This is a genomic window from Bacillus sp. REN3, from assembly GCF_017912555.1.
In the GTDB taxonomy this organism is placed as follows: Bacteria; Bacillota; Bacilli; order Bacillales; family Cytobacillaceae; genus Mesobacillus.
The window spans coordinates 202162-218748 of sequence record NZ_JAERSD010000001.1 but is presented as its reverse complement, the minus strand read 5'-3'; the positions used below and the strand labels follow the sequence as shown (position 1 = coordinate 218748).

General features: G+C 46.4%; 14 protein-coding genes. All 14 read right to left on the bottom strand.

Features of this window, described 5'->3' with window-relative positions; genetic code table 11:
- Positions 1-74 precede the first annotated feature (74 nt).
- Positions 75-1142 (bottom strand): BMP family ABC transporter substrate-binding protein, encoded by a 1068-nt coding sequence (locus JJQ88_RS01080; protein WP_210363971.1) that lies wholly within the window; start codon positions 1140-1142, stop codon positions 75-77.
- 113 nt (positions 1143-1255) lie between these two features.
- Positions 1256-1981, bottom strand: a complete 726-nt coding sequence (locus JJQ88_RS01075) for a GntR family transcriptional regulator (RefSeq protein WP_210363878.1) — start codon at positions 1979-1981, stop codon at positions 1256-1258.
- Between the two features lie 294 nt (positions 1982-2275).
- Positions 2276-4597 (bottom strand): FtsK/SpoIIIE family DNA translocase, encoded by a 2322-nt coding sequence (locus JJQ88_RS01070; protein WP_210363877.1) that lies wholly within the window; start codon positions 4595-4597, stop codon positions 2276-2278.
- 146 nt (positions 4598-4743) lie between these two features.
- Entirely contained in the window at positions 4744-4965 is a 222-nt protein-coding gene (locus tag JJQ88_RS01065; RefSeq protein WP_210363876.1) for a YlzJ-like family protein, read from the bottom strand.
- Positions 4962-5717, bottom strand: a complete 756-nt coding sequence (locus JJQ88_RS01060) for a ClpP family protease (protein WP_481748265.1) — start codon at positions 5715-5717, stop codon at positions 4962-4964. The genes JJQ88_RS01065 and JJQ88_RS01060 overlap by 4 nt, the downstream gene beginning before the upstream one ends.
- A gap of 307 nt (positions 5718-6024) precedes the next feature.
- Positions 6025-7695, bottom strand: a complete 1671-nt coding sequence (locus JJQ88_RS01055) for a ribonuclease J (protein ID WP_210363875.1) — start codon at positions 7693-7695, stop codon at positions 6025-6027.
- Between the two features lie 150 nt (positions 7696-7845).
- Entirely contained in the window at positions 7846-8712 is an 867-nt protein-coding gene (dapA, locus tag JJQ88_RS01050) for a 4-hydroxy-tetrahydrodipicolinate synthase (RefSeq protein ID WP_210363874.1), read from the bottom strand.
- 75 nt (positions 8713-8787) lie between these two features.
- Positions 8788-10032 carry an aspartate kinase gene (gene dapG / locus JJQ88_RS01045; protein ID WP_210363873.1) on the bottom strand — a complete coding sequence of 415 codons (1245 nt, stop codon included), beginning with the start codon at positions 10030-10032 and terminating at the stop codon, positions 8788-8790.
- 78 nt (positions 10033-10110) lie between these two features.
- Positions 10111-11160, bottom strand: a complete 1050-nt coding sequence (gene asd / locus JJQ88_RS01040; RefSeq protein ID WP_210363872.1) for an aspartate-semialdehyde dehydrogenase — start codon at positions 11158-11160, stop codon at positions 10111-10113.
- Positions 11161-11340: 180 nt separating this feature from the next.
- Positions 11341-11937, bottom strand: coding sequence for a dipicolinate synthase subunit B (locus tag JJQ88_RS01035; protein WP_210363871.1), 597 nt, complete (start codon positions 11935-11937; stop codon positions 11341-11343).
- Positions 11934-12836, bottom strand: coding sequence for a dipicolinic acid synthetase subunit A (gene dpaA, locus JJQ88_RS01030; RefSeq protein ID WP_210363969.1), 903 nt, complete (start codon positions 12834-12836; stop codon positions 11934-11936). Before dpaA ends, JJQ88_RS01035 begins: the two co-directional genes overlap by 4 nt.
- 133 nt (positions 12837-12969) lie before the next feature.
- Positions 12970-13215 (bottom strand): YlmC/YmxH family sporulation protein, encoded by a 246-nt coding sequence (locus JJQ88_RS01025; RefSeq protein WP_210363870.1) that lies wholly within the window; start codon positions 13213-13215, stop codon positions 12970-12972.
- 596 nt (positions 13216-13811) lie between these two features.
- A complete protein-coding gene (locus tag JJQ88_RS01020; RefSeq protein WP_210363869.1) occupies positions 13812-15044 on the bottom strand; it encodes a M16 family metallopeptidase in 1233 nt (410 codons plus the stop codon).
- A 93-nt stretch (positions 15045-15137) separates the two neighbouring features.
- Complete coding sequence (locus tag JJQ88_RS01015) at positions 15138-16091, bottom strand: polysaccharide deacetylase family protein (protein WP_210363868.1); 954 nt, start codon at positions 16089-16091, stop codon at positions 15138-15140.
- Positions 16092-16587: the final 496 nt, after the last annotated feature.

The following is a 16587-nucleotide window of genomic DNA, read 5'->3' as shown; positions in this document are numbered from 1 at the left end:
CTATATAGTCCGAATTTTCTCATTGACGTTTGATAGACAAAAGAGACGGAAAAACCGTCTCCTTTGCCCTCAGATTACTTAAACAAATCTCCTTGTTCAGCAGAGACCTTCACTTCATCAGATTTGATCTTTTCGTATACTTCCTTAACCTTGTTCACAGTTTCATCACTCAGGTTAGGGTTTTTGTCAGGAAGGCCGACACCATCGTTCTTTGCATCGAAAGTCAACGTTTCTCCGCCAGGGAACTTGCCATCCAATTCAGCTTTGACCATATCCAAGGAAACCTGATCAAGCTTCTTCATTGCGGAAGTCAGGATGACGGATTTGTCACCGTCGTACTTTCCATCTTCAAATTGGTCAACGTCAACTCCGACGATCCATACTTTTTCACCGGATTTCGCGCGTGTCTTCGCTTCGTTGATTGCTCCAACACCAACACCGCCTGCTGCTGTGAAGATTACGTCCACTCCACGGTCATACATTTGGGCAGCGATCTGTCCACCAGCTGCAGCATTGTCGAACGAGCCCTGGTAAATAACGTTGTCGCCTTTGATTGTTAAATTTGTGCCAAGGTTTTCATTTGCGTATTTTAGTCCTTGCTGGAAGCCCCAGTTGAACTTCTGTACAGCAGGGATTTCCATTCCGCCGATGAAACCAGCTTCGCCTTCTTTCAATTCAAGCGCCGCTGCAATGCCTGCAAGGAAGCCTGATTCATGCTCCGCGAAGAAAACAGCGACTGTGTTATCTTTAACAACCGGTTTGAAGTCTCCTTTATGAGGATTTCCGTCAAGGATGACGAACTTCGCATCTTCATATCGGTCCTGTGCCTGGTACACTGCTGTTTCGAATTTGAAGCCAGGTGTAATGATAAACTTATATTCCGCATCGTATAAGTTGCCGATTTCTTTCAGGTATTCAGCTTCGGTTGTTCCAGCTGGCTTAAGGTATTTTGTCTTTACGCCAAACTCCTCTTCAGCTTTCAGGATTCCCTCCCAAGTACCTTGGTTGAATGATTTGTCATCAATTGTACCAGCGTCGGTTACCATGCCAACTTTAAGGTCCGATTTCTTTTCCTTGTCAGACCCTTCACTATCACCGCCGCAACCAGCCAACAACGTGCCTGCTGCCAAAAGCATTGACATTACCAAACCAAATTTGCGCTTCTTCAAGGTTTTGACCCCCTAGGTTTTGTTTGTTCGATTTGCAGGAATGTTCTGATAAGCCATTCAGTTAGCGTTTTCATTTCCTTAAAAAATCAAACTCTTTTTCTAAGGACATGAAAACTGAACTTATCTGCTTTGAAGTAGTTTACCGAATACAGGACGGGAACGTCCGCTTCATCGAAATGCATCTGCTTGAGAACAAGCAGTGCAGTTTCAGGTTCACATTCCAGAATCGGAGAAATCTTGTCGTGATAGCCGATAGGCTCGATCTGGGCAACTGCATATGTAATTCTACGGTTCGATTTCACCTCAAGGAGATGGAGCAATGACTCATCCTCATGGGAGAAATCAACTGATAAAATTTTATCAGGAATCTTGTCCAGACAATAGACAACCGGTTCCCCATTTGCAGTCCTTACCCTTTCAATCAGCGTGATTTCATCATCGACAGAACATGAGAAGCGACGGATGTCCTCTTCAGTCGGGCCGGTTGTCGTTGAGTTTAAAAAGATGGTCCCAGGACTCATCCCTGCCTGTTCAATCATTGCCGTCACGCTGTTGAGCTGTTCGATCCCGGAAGAAAACAAAGGCTTGGGATTTACAAAGGTCCCTACCCCGTGCCTGCGGATAATGACGTTTTCTTCTTCAAGAATACGCAGCGCTTCACGGAGAGTAGCCCGGCTGACGCCAAGCTGCTTTGCAAGGTCGAATTCAGAAGGGAGCTTTTCTTTCTCTTTGTACACACCCTTTTGAATATCCTTCTTCAGGTGATCAATTACTTGTAAATACAGGTGCCGGTTATCTGATTTGATCGACATGAGGCTTCCTCCAACCTTTTTTCTCAAGACATCAGACATCTGATGTATAGCATTCCTACTAATCGAAAATACTATAACACTTTTTTTTAGATAAATAAATAGTGTTTCAACATTTTGTCGAAAAAAGCTGGTGATATTAAATTTGTCATATTAGCTGATACCATACGACTATATTTCTGGTATAATAAGGAGTTGAAAGCGTTTTTAATAGTGTGGCATTATTACAAATATAAGTAGATGGAACCATGCTAAAAAGCCGGACTGAATCAGTCCGGCTTTTAGGTTTGCCATTCTTCAGGCTTCTTCTGATTTGGCAACGAGTACAGTTCTTGGCTTGCTGCCTTCATAAGGGCCCACGACACCACGGAGTTCCATTTCATCGATGAGCCTGGCTGCTCTCGAGTATCCAATCCTGAACCGCCTCTGGAGCATCGACACTGAAGCTGTCTGCATATCGACAACAAGGTCGACTGCCTCGTTGTATAATTCATCTTCAACCTCGGATGTATTTTCTGGGACGTCTTCTGGAATCATTTCCTCTTGATATTGCGCCTTTTGCTGGCCAATGACATAATTGACGACTTCCTCGACTTCCTCATCGGATAAAAATGCTCCCTGCACCCGGACAGGCTTTGATGCGCCAACTGGAAGGAAGAGCATATCTCCTCTGCCCAGCAGCTTTTCTGCGCCGCCCATATCGAGGATTGTCCTGGAATCAGTCATTGACGATACCGCAAAGGCGATCCGTGAAGGGATATTCGCTTTGATGACGCCAGTTATGACGTCGACAGACGGGCGCTGGGTAGCGATGATCAAATGGATTCCGGCTGCGCGGGCCATTTGTGCCAGGCGAGTGATCGAATCCTCCACATCGGAAGAAGCGACCATCATCAGATCTGCCAGCTCATCCACGATGACGACGATGAAAGGAAGCAAAGGCTGGTTCGCCTCCTCCTCCATGTTGCACTTTTTGATATATTCATTGTAGCCTTCTATATTCCTTGTGCCAGTATGGCTGAAGAGCTCATAACGCCGTTCCATTTCATTGACGACTTTCTTTAGTGCCTGCGAAGCCTTCTTCGCATCTGTCACCACTGGTGCCAGCAGGTGAGGGACGCCATTGTAGACATTCAGCTCGACCATCTTTGGATCAATCATCATCATTTTCACTTCATGAGGCTTCGCCCGCATCAGGATACTTGTAATGATTCCATTGATGCAGACACTTTTTCCGCTGCCAGTCGCCCCTGCTACAAGTAAGTGCGGCATTTTGTTCAATTCTGCCAGCACTGCTTCCCCGGTAATGTCCCGGCCAAGTCCGATTTGCAGCTTGGACCCGGGTTTGTTATGCTGCTTGGATTCAATGACCTCCCTCAAGGAAACCACTGCGACTTCGGAATTTGGGACCTCGATGCCAATTGCCGATTTCCCGGGAATCGGTGCCTCGATGCGGATATCCTTTGCCGCCAAAGCAAGCGCAAGATCATCGCTTAGGCTGACAATCCTGCTTACCTTTACCCCTACATCCGGATGGACTTCGTATTTCGTGACAGCTGGGCCTAGGTGCACCTGGGTCACCCTTGCCTTCACCCCGAAACTTTGGAAAGTCCGTTCAAGCTTTGCTGCATTGGCATGGATCAGTTGATATTCACCACTCTGGTCCGCCTTGTCCGGAACCTTAAGGAGGCTGATTGGAGGCAGTTCATATGAAGTGTTTTCGACCTCGGTAAAAGTCATCGGCTGCTGCATGTCCTCTCCAAGATCTCCATTTTCCTCTGCTTGCTGCTCCGGCTTTTCGGGTTGTGCCGCTTCGCTGCCATTTGCATAGGCACGTTCAGCGAAGCTGGAAATGATCGGTTCAGGGGTTGCCTCTGCGTCAGGTGCTGCTGCCTTCCCTTCTTCTTCGGGGTGGTCAGGCGTTTTGCCTTGTCGGGATGACTGCTGTTCTATTTTCTTGGCCGCCCTTTGCTGCCGATCGGCTTTCCACTGTTTTAAATCGTCCAAAAACGAATTCCATTGCTCTTTAAAAAAATTTCCGATTGGAGGCAGGATCTTGCCTGCAGCTTCTCCGAATGTTTTCCCGGTAATGAGAACGATCCCGAAGATGATCAGCACAGTTGCGGCAAGCTGGGAGCCGGCTGCATCAAACAAATAATAAAATAGCGCGAACATGATAGCGCCGATCATCCCGCCCCCAAGGTCCGCCGTGCTGGTTTCCCCTTTTGCTTCCATGACATAGAGCTCAAAGGTATTTTCTATGACGCTAGGGTTTTCGAACTTTCCGCCGTTTGATAAAAGTTCAAATAAGGTCACGTGGCTTAACAGCAAGATCGCCAGGAAAATCAAATATGTACCGATCAATTTCGTATGAAAGAAGAACGGCAGCCTGCGCTTCCACATGATAAAAATACTGAAAGCCACAAGTGCCACAAGGCTGAGCATATACCACTCACCAGTAAAAAAACGGAAGAACATCACAATCGCTTGTCCGGCAGCACCCAGGCCCGCCATTGCGATGATCGCCAGTGCCATTAATACAAGTCCAGCCAGTTCATATTGGACTGTTGCCTTTAACGTTTTTTTCTTTCTTGATTGCCGTCTTTTCTTTTTTGCCATTTTATCACCTTGTATATAAAAGCTTCACTAACAGCATAATCATCCATCATGATCTTGAAACGCCATTAAGAAAGAAAGCAGCCTAAAAGGCTGCCAATGCTGTGTGTATCCATATTATATCATATTTGCCAGCGCAACTGGGACAATCAATGTGACGATAGAAGGGAAATTTTCGAGCCCGGCTGGCATGATGGCTCCATATAATCCTTAAGGTCGGAGCTAAGTACGCGGATCACTCGATAATCATGGCTCCCCTCCCATTCTGCGATAATGGGAATCCCTTTATATGATAACATGACTTCCTTCGCTGTCTCTTCCTCGTTGACAGGAAAAATCAAATCCTGGGGCATCATTGTATAAAGGATCATTGTACAATCACCTCTTCTTTTTCCTTCCTTAAATCGATCAATTCATTCAGCTTCTTCATCGCCTGGCCGATGCCGCCTACTTCATGGATCAGCCCTTTTTCCACTGCATCCTTCCCGACAACATTCGTGCCGATATCCCTTGTCAGGTTCCCTTTCGCAAACATTAACTCCTTGAAAGTATCTTCCGGTATATTGGAATGCTTCGTAACAAAATTCACAACCCGTTCCTGCATCTTATCCATATATTCAAATGTCTGCGGAACACCAATGACAAGCCCTGTCAGCCTGATTGGATGGATCGTCATCGTCGCTGTTTCGGCTATGAACGAATAATCACAAGAAACAGCGATTGGAACCCCAATCGAATGCCCACCACCAAGCACAAGCGAAACAGTCGGTTTCGAAAGGGATGCCAGCATTTCTGAAATCGCCAGTCCTGCTTCCACATCCCCCCCTACAGTGTTCAGGATGACAAGAAGCCCCTCAATTTTCGGATTTTGTTCAATCGCTGCAATTTGCGGAATCAAATGTTCATATTTTGTTGTTTTATTATGGGGCGGCAGCTGCATATGGCCCTCTATTTGCCCGACAATCGTCAGGCAATGGATTTTTGAATCCTGTGAAAGCTGGGGTATATTCGTCTGGCCAAGCTGCTGGATTTTTTCAATCAGACCGGAAGGTTTATCTTCTTCTTTTTGGCTCTCCTGGTCTTCGTTGTTTTCCTCATCGAATTGAATCATTTCTTCATCCATCCATTCTTTCTCCCTTCGGCATGATAATGTTAGTATAAGCATCCTCAACCATTTCATTCGGAATGAAAAAGCGGACTGCAGAAAAGACTGTGGAATGCCACGCAGCCCCAGTATGTACACAAAATCGATCGCGGGCATCAACATCGATCGAGCGAAGTATAGCTATGGTTTCCGACTCGGAAGCCCTTTTAGGAATACAGTATTCCGGAAAAAATCAATAATATATAAAAAGGGAGCGGAATGAATCATTCCGCTCACCTTTTGCCAACAATCTAAGACACCGGAATACACCAAAGCATCTATGGCGTTATTTAATTTCCATGATGATTGGCATGATCATTGGTCTCCGTTTGGTTTTTTCAAACAAATAATGGTTCAAAGAATCCCTGATTTCCTGTTTCAGGCTCGCCCAATCGAACGAATCTTTTGAAATGCTTTTTTCGACAATTTCCCTGACAAGAGTCGATGAATCAGCCATCAGTTTTTCTGATTCCCTGACGTAGACAAATCCTCTGGAAATGATTTCAGGACCAGCGGCAATTTTCCTCTCTGGTTTATTGAGAGTGACAACAACAATCAGAACTCCATCCTGTGACAGGAGCCTGCGGTCACGGAGAACAATATTGCCCACATCGCCAACACCGCTTCCATCAATAAGGGTATTGCCCGCAGGGACACGTTCTGTTGTACGTATATTGTCTTTGCCAATTTCAATCACATCCCCCCGTTCCGGAATATGGATGTTTTCTTCAGGTATGCCGCATGACAGCGCCACTTTCTTATGTGCGTTCAACATTTTGAATTCCCCATGTACCGGGATGAAATACTTTGGATTCATCAGATTGATCATGAATTTCAATTCTTCCTGGCTTCCATGGCTGGACACCTGGACATTTTTCTTGCCTGCCACCACAGTCGCCCCGGCACGGTAAAGCATATCAATCGTCCTGTAGATCAAAATCTCGCTTCCTCTTAAAGGAGAAGCAGCAATAAGGACTGTATCACCTTCGTGGATATTCACCTGCGGATGGGATTGCTTAGCCATTTTTTGCAATGCTTCGATTGGTTCTCCCTGGTTCCCCGTCACCAAGATGACAACTTCCTCGTCAGGATGATTCTTGATTTCGGCAACCGGAATCATCAAGTCATCGGCCACATCCAAATACCCGAGCCTAAGCGCGATATCGTAGACTCTTTTCAGGCTTTTGCCTACAATGGCAACTTTCCTGCCATTACTCGCGGCACTGTCAATCATGTGCTGGATACGGTTGATATCCGATGCGAAGCAGGCGGCAACGATCCGTCCCCTTGCATTGTAGAATAAATTCGACAGCTCCTGTACTACTGTCGCTTCTGAAGCTGTATAGCCGGGCTTCTCCGCTTCAGAACTGTCTGACAGCAGGCATAGAACCCCTTTTTCGCCGATAGCGGCCATCTTCCCGATTTCGGGTTTGTATAGGGAAGTGGCTGCCTGGTCGAATTTAAAGTCGCCGGTATGGACAATCGCTCCTTCAGAAGTGTGGATACAAACACCGACTGAGTCCGGTATGCTGTGGTTCGTCTTGAAAAAAGAAACCTTCGCGTGGTCGAAGTCCAATACCGTATCAGAATGGATTTCTTTAAAATCGGCAGTGCCGGAAAACTCCTGCTCCTTCATCTTTTCTTTTGCCAGTGCGAGCGTCAATTTAGTGCCATATACGGGAACCTTCACTTTTCGGAGCACATATGACAAGGCTCCCATATGGTCCTCATGTCCGTGGGTCAGGAAAATCCCCTTTACCCGCTCACTGTTCTCCGTTAAATATGTGATATCAGGTATCACTATATCGATTCCGAGCATTTCATCCTCCGGGAACATCAACCCCGCGTCAACTACAAAAATGTCGCCGTCCACTTCGGTGATATACATGTTCTTGCCGATTTCACCTACACCGCCAAGTGTAATGACTTTAATATTCTCATTCTTTTTCGTATTCAAGTTCCTGCTTCCTCCTATGCTGAAATGGGCCGTCCTTGACCAGTTGTAATCATTATACTTGATGTTAGAAAATCATTCCAACTTTATTGTCGTTGATGTTCGCAGGATATCACAAAAAAACGGCCGCCCTGGGGCTGGCCGTTTGAATCGTTATTTGAACAAATCAGCTACTGCGTTCCTCTCCTGTTCGGTCAAGGGGACAAGCGGCAGCCTTACAGAGCCGACATCCAGTCCTTTAAATTGCAATGCCGTCTTTACCGGTGCAGGGCTTGGAGCTGCAAACATGCCCTGCATGATCGGCAGCAGACGCTGATGAAGCTTCGCGGCTTCTGCCTGCCTTCCATTCAGGAAAGCTTCGACCATCGCCTGCATTTCATTTCCAATCACATGTGAGGCGACTGAGACAATGCCAGCCCCTCCTATGGAAAGCACAGGAAGGGTCAGACTGTCATCTCCGCTATATAGAAGAAAGTCATCAGGTGTATTCGCAATAATCTTTGTCATTGCATTCAAATCGCCGCTGGCTTCCTTGACAGCAACGATATTAGAGATTCCAGAAAGGCGGATGACCGTCTCCGGTTGGATATTGACAGCGGACCTTCCCGGGATGTTATACACCATCACAGGAAGGGATGTGGCTTCAGCAGCCGCTTTGAAATGCTGATACAGCCCTTCCTGGCTAGGTTTATTGTAATAAGGGGCAACAACCATCACTGCGTCAACCCCAAGCTGCTCTGCTTTTTTTGTCAATTCAATCGTAGCATATGTGTTATTGCTGCCAGTCCCTGCAATAACCGGGACTCTCTTATCGGCAGCCTTTACGACATGCTGGAATAAAGCTATTTTTTCTTCTTTTGTCAGAGTAGGAGATTCGCCCGTCGTTCCCGCAACGACCAGGGATTCCGTCCCATTTTCAATCAAATGGTTCACCATCTGCGTCGTCTTGGCAAAATCGATGTGCCCTTTTTTGTCGAAAGGCGTTACCATTGCTGTAGAAATTCTTCCGAACGTAACCACTTCGTTCACTCCTTTTCTATCTTCCTGGCTCCATTGCCCGGCGGGCTACCCCGAACCGGGTAAAAAGAGCTTCAATTAAATATCGCGGCGCTCGAATTCAGCTTTGATTTCTTCAAGCTGGAAAGCATCGTGAAGGGCGTTGACTGCCTTGCCGAGGTCTTCCTGCTTTACAAGCACCCAGATGGTTGTATGGCTGTCAGCCGACTGCAAGATCCTGATCCCTTTTTCGGATAACGCTGTCACGATTTTTGAAGTGACGCCAGGCACGCCTGCCATGCCAGCTCCGACAACTGAAACCTTCGCGCAATTTCGCTCAATCTGCGGTGTATGTCCAAGCCCTTCAAGTACCTTTTCGGCACGGCTCGTCATCTCATCGGAAACCGTATAGACAACACCATTCGGCGAGATATTGATGAAATCGACGCTGATATTTTCATTAGCCATCGCTTTGAAAACTTCCGCCTGCAGATTGTATTGGTCTTTCTTTGCAAATACCTTGATCTGGCTTACATTCGAGACATGGGCAATGCCTGTTACCGGACGTTCCTTTATATCTGTGCCTTTGCTTTCGCGGTTGACCGATGTTACAAGCGTACCGGGGCTGTCTGTATAAGTCGATCTGATTCTGATCGGGACTTTTGCCTGCATGGCAATCTCTACGGCACGTGGATGGATGACCTTTGCCCCCTGGTATGCCAAATTGCAAACCTCTGTGTACGTAACAACTGAAAGCGGGCGCGCATTTTCTGCAATCCTTGGGTCAGCGGTCATGATTCCTTCCACGTCCGTGAAAATATCAATCCACTCAGCATTCAAGGCTGCCCCTAGAGCAGCAGCTGATGTGTCACTGCCGCCCCTGCCGATTGTTGTGACATCCCCATTTTTCGCTGCCCCCTGAAAACCCGCGACAACGACAACGTCTACTTCCTCCAGTTCACGAAGCAATCTCTCACACTTCATATCAAGGATTCTTGCGCTTGTGTGCTCACTGTTCGTCCTGAATCCGGCCTGGGCACCTGTAAGTGCAGCAGCCTTTATTCCATTTCCGAGCAGCAAATTTGAAAATACGACACTCGAAATGGTTTCCCCGCAGGAAAGCAGCAAATCATGTTCACGTCTGCTGATTAAACTGCTATTACCGCCTACAAGTCCAAGGAGTGTGTCTGTAGCGTACGGATCTCCTTTCCTTCCCATGGCGGATACAACCACAACAGCTTTGTATCCTTCTTCAATCGCCTTTTTGATATGTTTGACAGCGTAACTCCGGCTATTTTCATCCCGCACCGAAGTACCACCGAATTTTTGAACGATAATCTTCATTGTAACACCCCAGAATTTCGTCAATTAGGAGAACCGAGGCATTTAAGCCTGGCACTTTTAAAGCTTTTCCATAGTATATTATTTTACAAGACCCAATTTCACAAGGCTTTCTGCGATTTGCACCGAATTCCAGGCTGCTCCTTTAAGCAGATTATCAGAAACGACCCACATATGGAAGCCTTTGTCATGATCAAGATCTTTCCTGATCCTGCCGACAAACACATCTTTCTTTCCGACACAGAATGCAGGCATTGGGTATACCTGAGAATCGGGATCATCCTGAAGGACAATTCCTGGAGACTCAGCTAACAGGGATTTCACATCAGCAGCTGAGACGCCTCCTTCCTCAATCTCGAAATAGACGGATTCGGAGTGTCCTGTTCCGACAGGAAGCCGCACGCAAGTAGCAGCAACCTGGAGATCTGGCATGTGCATGATTTTCTTCGTTTCGTTTATCATCTTCATTTCTTCGAAAGTGAAGCCATTGTCAGAGAATTGATCAATCTGAGGTATGGCATTGAACGCAATCTGATAATGCTTTGACGCTGATTTGACTGGCAGGATCTTTGGTTCATGTGTTTCCCCCTTCAGGATAGCCTGCGTCTGTTCCTCCATTTCCTGCACAGCAGCCGCTCCAGCCCCTGATACAGCCTGGTAGGTTGATACAATGATCTTCCCAAGGCCATATTTCCGGCGGAGCGGCTCAAGGGCAACGACCATCTGGATGGTCGAACAATTCGGATTGGCAATGATGCCATTATGCTTGTGCAAATCCGCTTCATTCACTTCCGGCACGACAAGCGGGGTGTTCTCATCCATCCTGAACGCACTTGTGTTGTCCACGACGATTGCACCGCGTTTAACTGCTTCAGGAGCCAGTTCCCTGGATACACTGCCGCCCGCGCTGAAAAGCGCGATATCCACCTTTTCGAAGCTTTCGGGCTTCGCTTCCTGGACCGTTACTTCCTTCCCTCTAAAAACGACCTTCGAACCCGCTGACCTTGATGAAGAAAGCAATACTAGTTCAGAAACAGGAAAATCCCTGCTTTCCAAAGTTTGGAGCATTTGTTGCCCGACTGCTCCTGTTGCACCTACAACTGCTACTCGGTAACCTTTTCTCTCTGACATTGCTGTTTCCCCTTCCTGATACATTATCATTTTCATATCCGGCTATGCCGGTCCGGTTATATAAGTATAAAATGGCGGTTCTTTTAATAACCGCCTTGTATATTATCCTATATTTTATCACAATCATCCGTTAAGGAAAGAAACATTTTTCCTCTCTGCAGGAGAAAAGCGTTATTGCTTTCAGCTGTCTTGGTAGCGTTCCACCAGAACTGGCTGGATCTGGATCCCATTGATAGCAGAGATGACTGTATCTGGCAGCATCGCCATCCTTGCAACCATTGAATTCGGTTTCTTTTCAGGATCGTCCTGACCGAATGGAACAAAATAAATATTCTTTGTTACCATCAATCTCATCAGGTTTACGCCATTCAGGCCTAAAGCATCATTCGTCGATATGCCAAGAACCACTGGTCTTTGGTTTCGCAATGTTGCTTTTGCAGCCATCAGTACCGGAGAGTCCGTCATCGCATTAGCAAACTTGCTCATCGAATTACCAGTCAATGGAGCGATAACCATGCAATCAAGCGGGATCTTTGGTCCCAGCGGTTCTGCTTTTACAATCGAATCAATCACTTTGTTCCCTGTCAGCTCTTCAATCCGCTGTACCCAATCTTCCCCCTTCCCAAAACGTGTTTCTGTATTCTTAACAGTAAAGGTAACGACCGGGAGTACTTCAGCTCCCTCATTGACCAATTTTTCGATTTCTGGAAAAACCGCATCATATGTGCAGTGGGAGCCAGTCAATCCGAAGCCGATTTTCTTTCCTTTCAAATTCATGCTTCTTTCTCCTTTCGGTTATTGAAGTCGTCCGCCAGCAATTGGGAAAGAACGTTTGCCAGTATTTTACCTGCCGTCTTCGGGGCCACAATTCCCGGCAACCCGGGTGCGAGCAACGCCTTGATGCCTCGTTTTTCAGCATAGCGGAAATCCGTTCCCCCTGGCTTGGAGGCAAGGTCGATGATCAAAGTATGGGGAGGCATTCTCGAAATCACCGAAGCATTGACAATCAGATTTGGAATGGTGTTGATGCATATATCGATATCAGCAACTTCCTTTTCTAAATCGCTGAGATAGAAGGGGACAAGTGCCATTTCAGTGATCCTTGCAAGATGCTCGCTTTTTCGTGCCCCAACCTTTACCTTGGCGCCAAGTGCATGGAAAATCCGTGCCACGCTCATCCCTACTCTTCCCAGTCCAAGAACGGCAATCCTTGATCCATGTATTGTAAAGTCTGTATGCTGGATCGCCATCATGATCGTGCCTTCTACAGTGGGGATTGAATTATAAATGGCAACATCGTCCCGTTCAAAAAGCTGCACGAGCCTGCGGTTTGCCTGTTTGGTTATGCCATTCAAGTAAGAATTGCTGATCCCTGAATACACTGTACAGTGCTCAGGAGTTTTTTCGAGCATTTCTTTAATGAGCACTACCTTTTCATTCGAAAAAATCGTTTCGATTTGTCCTTCCAAGCTGGTTCCCGGGACTGGGAGAATCAATGCGTCCTGGATTGTAAAATCCATTTCATCTATCTTTTCTTTTGAAGCGCCGGTAAAAGCATGATCCAACTGCTCAAAACCAATTAAAGAAAGTTTTGCATCAAGCTCTGTCAGCTTGCGAATAATCTCCAGCTGTCTTGCATCACCGCCAATCACTGCGATCTGCATCCCTGTCAGCATGAGAACAATCACCTTCTTTTCCATTCACCTGGAATATAATTTTTTGTTCTAGACCTACTTCAACATCATATGAGTCCCCACAAGGATAGGTGAGTTTTCCCAAAAAACAAAAAGCAGGCTTTTCAGCCTGCCTTCAATCTTCTTCATCAGGAAAATCGAGAATAATCATATCTGCACCGATTTTCTTAATATGTTTCCATGGCACCCTTACTTCCCCTCCTTGTTTGCGAAAGCCAAACCATTTCAATGAGGGGATGATCAAAGCTTCGATTTGCCCTGTCTGTTCATTGATTTCCAAATCAGTCTGGCCGAGTATCCCTAATCTTTCAGCCCTGTTGACATCGACAATTTCCTTTCCGCCAAGCTCGCTTAATTTCATGTTGACCTCCTTCGCATCTTTGTCCTACTACTATATGTATAATGACGACTAGGGAAATAGAATGGCCGCAAGAAAAAAGCGGGTTACCTTGAAATGGCGCTGAAAAAAGCCATAATGGACAGTTATTAAATGTGCCGGTTGATCACCGCTCAAGGATGCTCGCTTTCCGCGTGGCGTGCGATGAGCCTCCTCAGCGCAAAAGCGCCCGCTGGGTATCCGCTGCCATGCTGATTCCGCCGGATTCTCGCACCTTCGGCTCCAATCAACCCAGTGTTACTTAATCAATAGCATCAAGCCTAGCAAAGGGAGAAGTAGGGAGCGCTATGGGATTGAGGCAACTAAAAGCGATTTGAGCCACAGACACGGGTATGCTATCGCCAAATCCTTGAGTCTAAAATTACACGGCGCCATGCCATATTTAACGCCATTCTAAAATGAATAGTGAAGCTGATGGGAGAAGATGAAAAGAGAATCAGAAACAAGAAAAAAGCCGTTTTCATTCCAAATACTATGGAATGAAAACGGCATTTGAATTTCAGGGCTACTGAAATAACTTCTGCAGGTTTCAAGTGGCCACCCCCGAGTGGCCGCTATTGTTACATTTTTGGCAAATTGCCATCAGGGCTGATCAAGGCGACAGAAAAAGTGTCGGTAAAAATATCGTTCGCCATGTTATTGACGCTTTCTTTTGTAACCCGGTCGATTTGCTCGACTATTTCATCCAGCGATCGATGCCTATTGAGAAGAAGCTCATTTTTCCCATTCCGGCTCATTCGGCTGTTCGTGCTTTCCAGGCTGAGCATCAGGCTGCCTTTCAATTGTTCTTTGCTATTGTTCAATTCCTTTTCAGTAATTCCTTCCGCACGCAATTTGGAAAGGGTATCCTGGATGGTCTCATACAGTACATCAAGCTGTTTGGAGCCCGTTCCCCCATAGATAGTCACCGTCCCGCTGTCCAGATAAGCAGAATGGTAGGAGAACACGGAATAAGCCAATCCGCGCTGTTCACGTACATCCTGGAACAACCGGCTGCTCATGCTGCCACCCAGGACATTGTTCAGGACAATCAGGCTGTAAACATCTTTGTGCCCAATTTGAAGTCCCTTGTAACCCAGGCAAAGGTGCGCCTGCTCTGTTTCCTTCTTGCGGGCAATCCTGCTCGAATGGAATCCAGGCATCTTCTGGTCAAGCGGATCTTTGCTTGCTTCATAGGAACCGAAAAATTCTTCGACATTGCTGATAAAGGTTTCAGGAACATTTCCAGCGATGGAAATGACGACATTTTCCGGAGTGTATGTCTCATACATATATTGCTCCAGCTTTTCGCCAGTGAACGTTTGCAATGTTTCTTCTGTCCCGAGGATCGGATAGCCAAGCGGGTGGTTGTTGTAAATGGCCTTGCTTAGCAAGTCGTGCACAATATCATCTGGCGTATCCTCATACATTTTGATTTCTTCGTTCACGACATTCCTCTCTTTATCCAGCTCTTCTTTATCGAAAGTCGAGTTGAAGAACATATCTGCAAGCACTTCAAGTGCATATTGCGCATGATTGTCCAGTACCTTGGCGTAATAGCAAGTATACTCCTTTGAAGTGAAGGCGTTTACCTGCCCGCCAATGCTATCAAACGACTCTGCGATTTCCCTTGCGGATCTCGTCTTGGTTCCTTTGAAAAACATATGTTCAAGGAAGTGTGAAATTCCGTTGTTTTCGGGTGTTTCATTTCTTGAACCTGTACCGATCCATACGCCGATCGCAACAGAACGGACTGTGGGAATTTGTTCAAGTACGATTCTTACTCCATTTTGGCAGGTATATTTCTTTATCAATGATATTCCTCCTCTAAAAACCGCTGCTAAAAATCCTGCATTTTATAAGTATAGTCCATTTATATTACTTTTACCAAATACAAAGCAAGGGTTTCACTGTTTTGCCATTACACGATTTTCACTCAGCATCTCGGACACCGTACCAATCTGCAAATCTTTTTCTTTAAGCTGAATGATCAGCTGGTTTAGTGAATCAGCTGTAGATTTTGTTGGATGCATCAGGATCAGGGCGCCGTTATGGACTTTCCCCATCACCCTGTTGAGCAAAATTGCCGGAGTCGGCTTCTGCCAGTCAATTGTATCGACACTCCACATGACCGTTCCTAGATCATGGGCGGCTGCAATCTTGACGACTTCATCTTTATAGGAGCCGCTTGGCGGGGCAAACCAGCTGGCACGCTTCCCAGTCACAGCCTCAATGACTTCATTCGTCTTTTTGATTTCTTCATTGATTTTTGGCGGCGAAAGCAGTTTCATATTCGGATGGCTAAAAGAATGATTTCCGATTTCATGACCAGCTTCGGCTATCATCTTCGCTAGGTCTGGATTGTTTTTTGCCCATCTGCCCTCCAGGAAGAAACTCGCGGAAACATTGTGTTCTTTCAAGGTTGCCAGCATGCCGGAAAGATATTCATTCCCCCAGGCGACATTGATGATGAAGCTGACCATCGGCTTTTGCGGATTTCCTTTATAGACAGCAGAAGGCGGGAGATCCTTTAGATGGACTTTAGGCTGGACTTGTTTATAGACCAGTTTATCTGGATTGAATTCACCTGATTTCCTCATTTTTTTATATGACTGGCCGATATCTACCTTAAGACCATTGTACCCCGGTATGGCTTTCCATACAGGATCCATACGGGCATCCGTCGGCTCGGACTCATATTCCGCCGCTTTTGTTTCTATTTCCCTCAATAATGCACTTTCATGCCCCGCTGCGGGAATAATCCCGTTTTTTAGAGATGAAATATATATGTTGGAATATGGATTATTGAGCGATACCCAAGCACCAAAAAGCAATGCAGCAATCAACACCGTTTTTTTCATTTCACATGCCTCCCCTTTATTAATAGATATGAAGGGGAGGGACAAGGTAGAACGAGCGTGGAGACATTAAAAAGAGGCTGTCCCAAAAATATAAATTTTGGGGCCGCCCCTTTTCTTTTGCTTGTAAAACAACCCGTTGATTTGCGCTCCAGGCACTTCGACGGATAGGAAGTCCTAGTGCCGACGTTGCCGCAGGACTCGGCGGTCTTAGTCGCCCAGCGCTAGTCGGGGCTCACCAAAGCGCTTCCGCCATGCTCAAAATGGGGCGCATCCCTCTCTTGCATCCCATTTCAACTCAACTTGATCCTCCAAATGGGTCGCATCTCTCTCTTGCGTCCCATTTTAGCTCAACCTGATGCCCCATTTGGGTCGCATCCCTCTCTTGCGTCCCATTTCAGTTCAACTTGATGCTCCATTTGGGTCGCATCTCTCTCTTGCGTCCCATTTTAGCTCAACCTGATGCCCCATTTGGGTCGCATCTCTCTCTTGCGTCCCA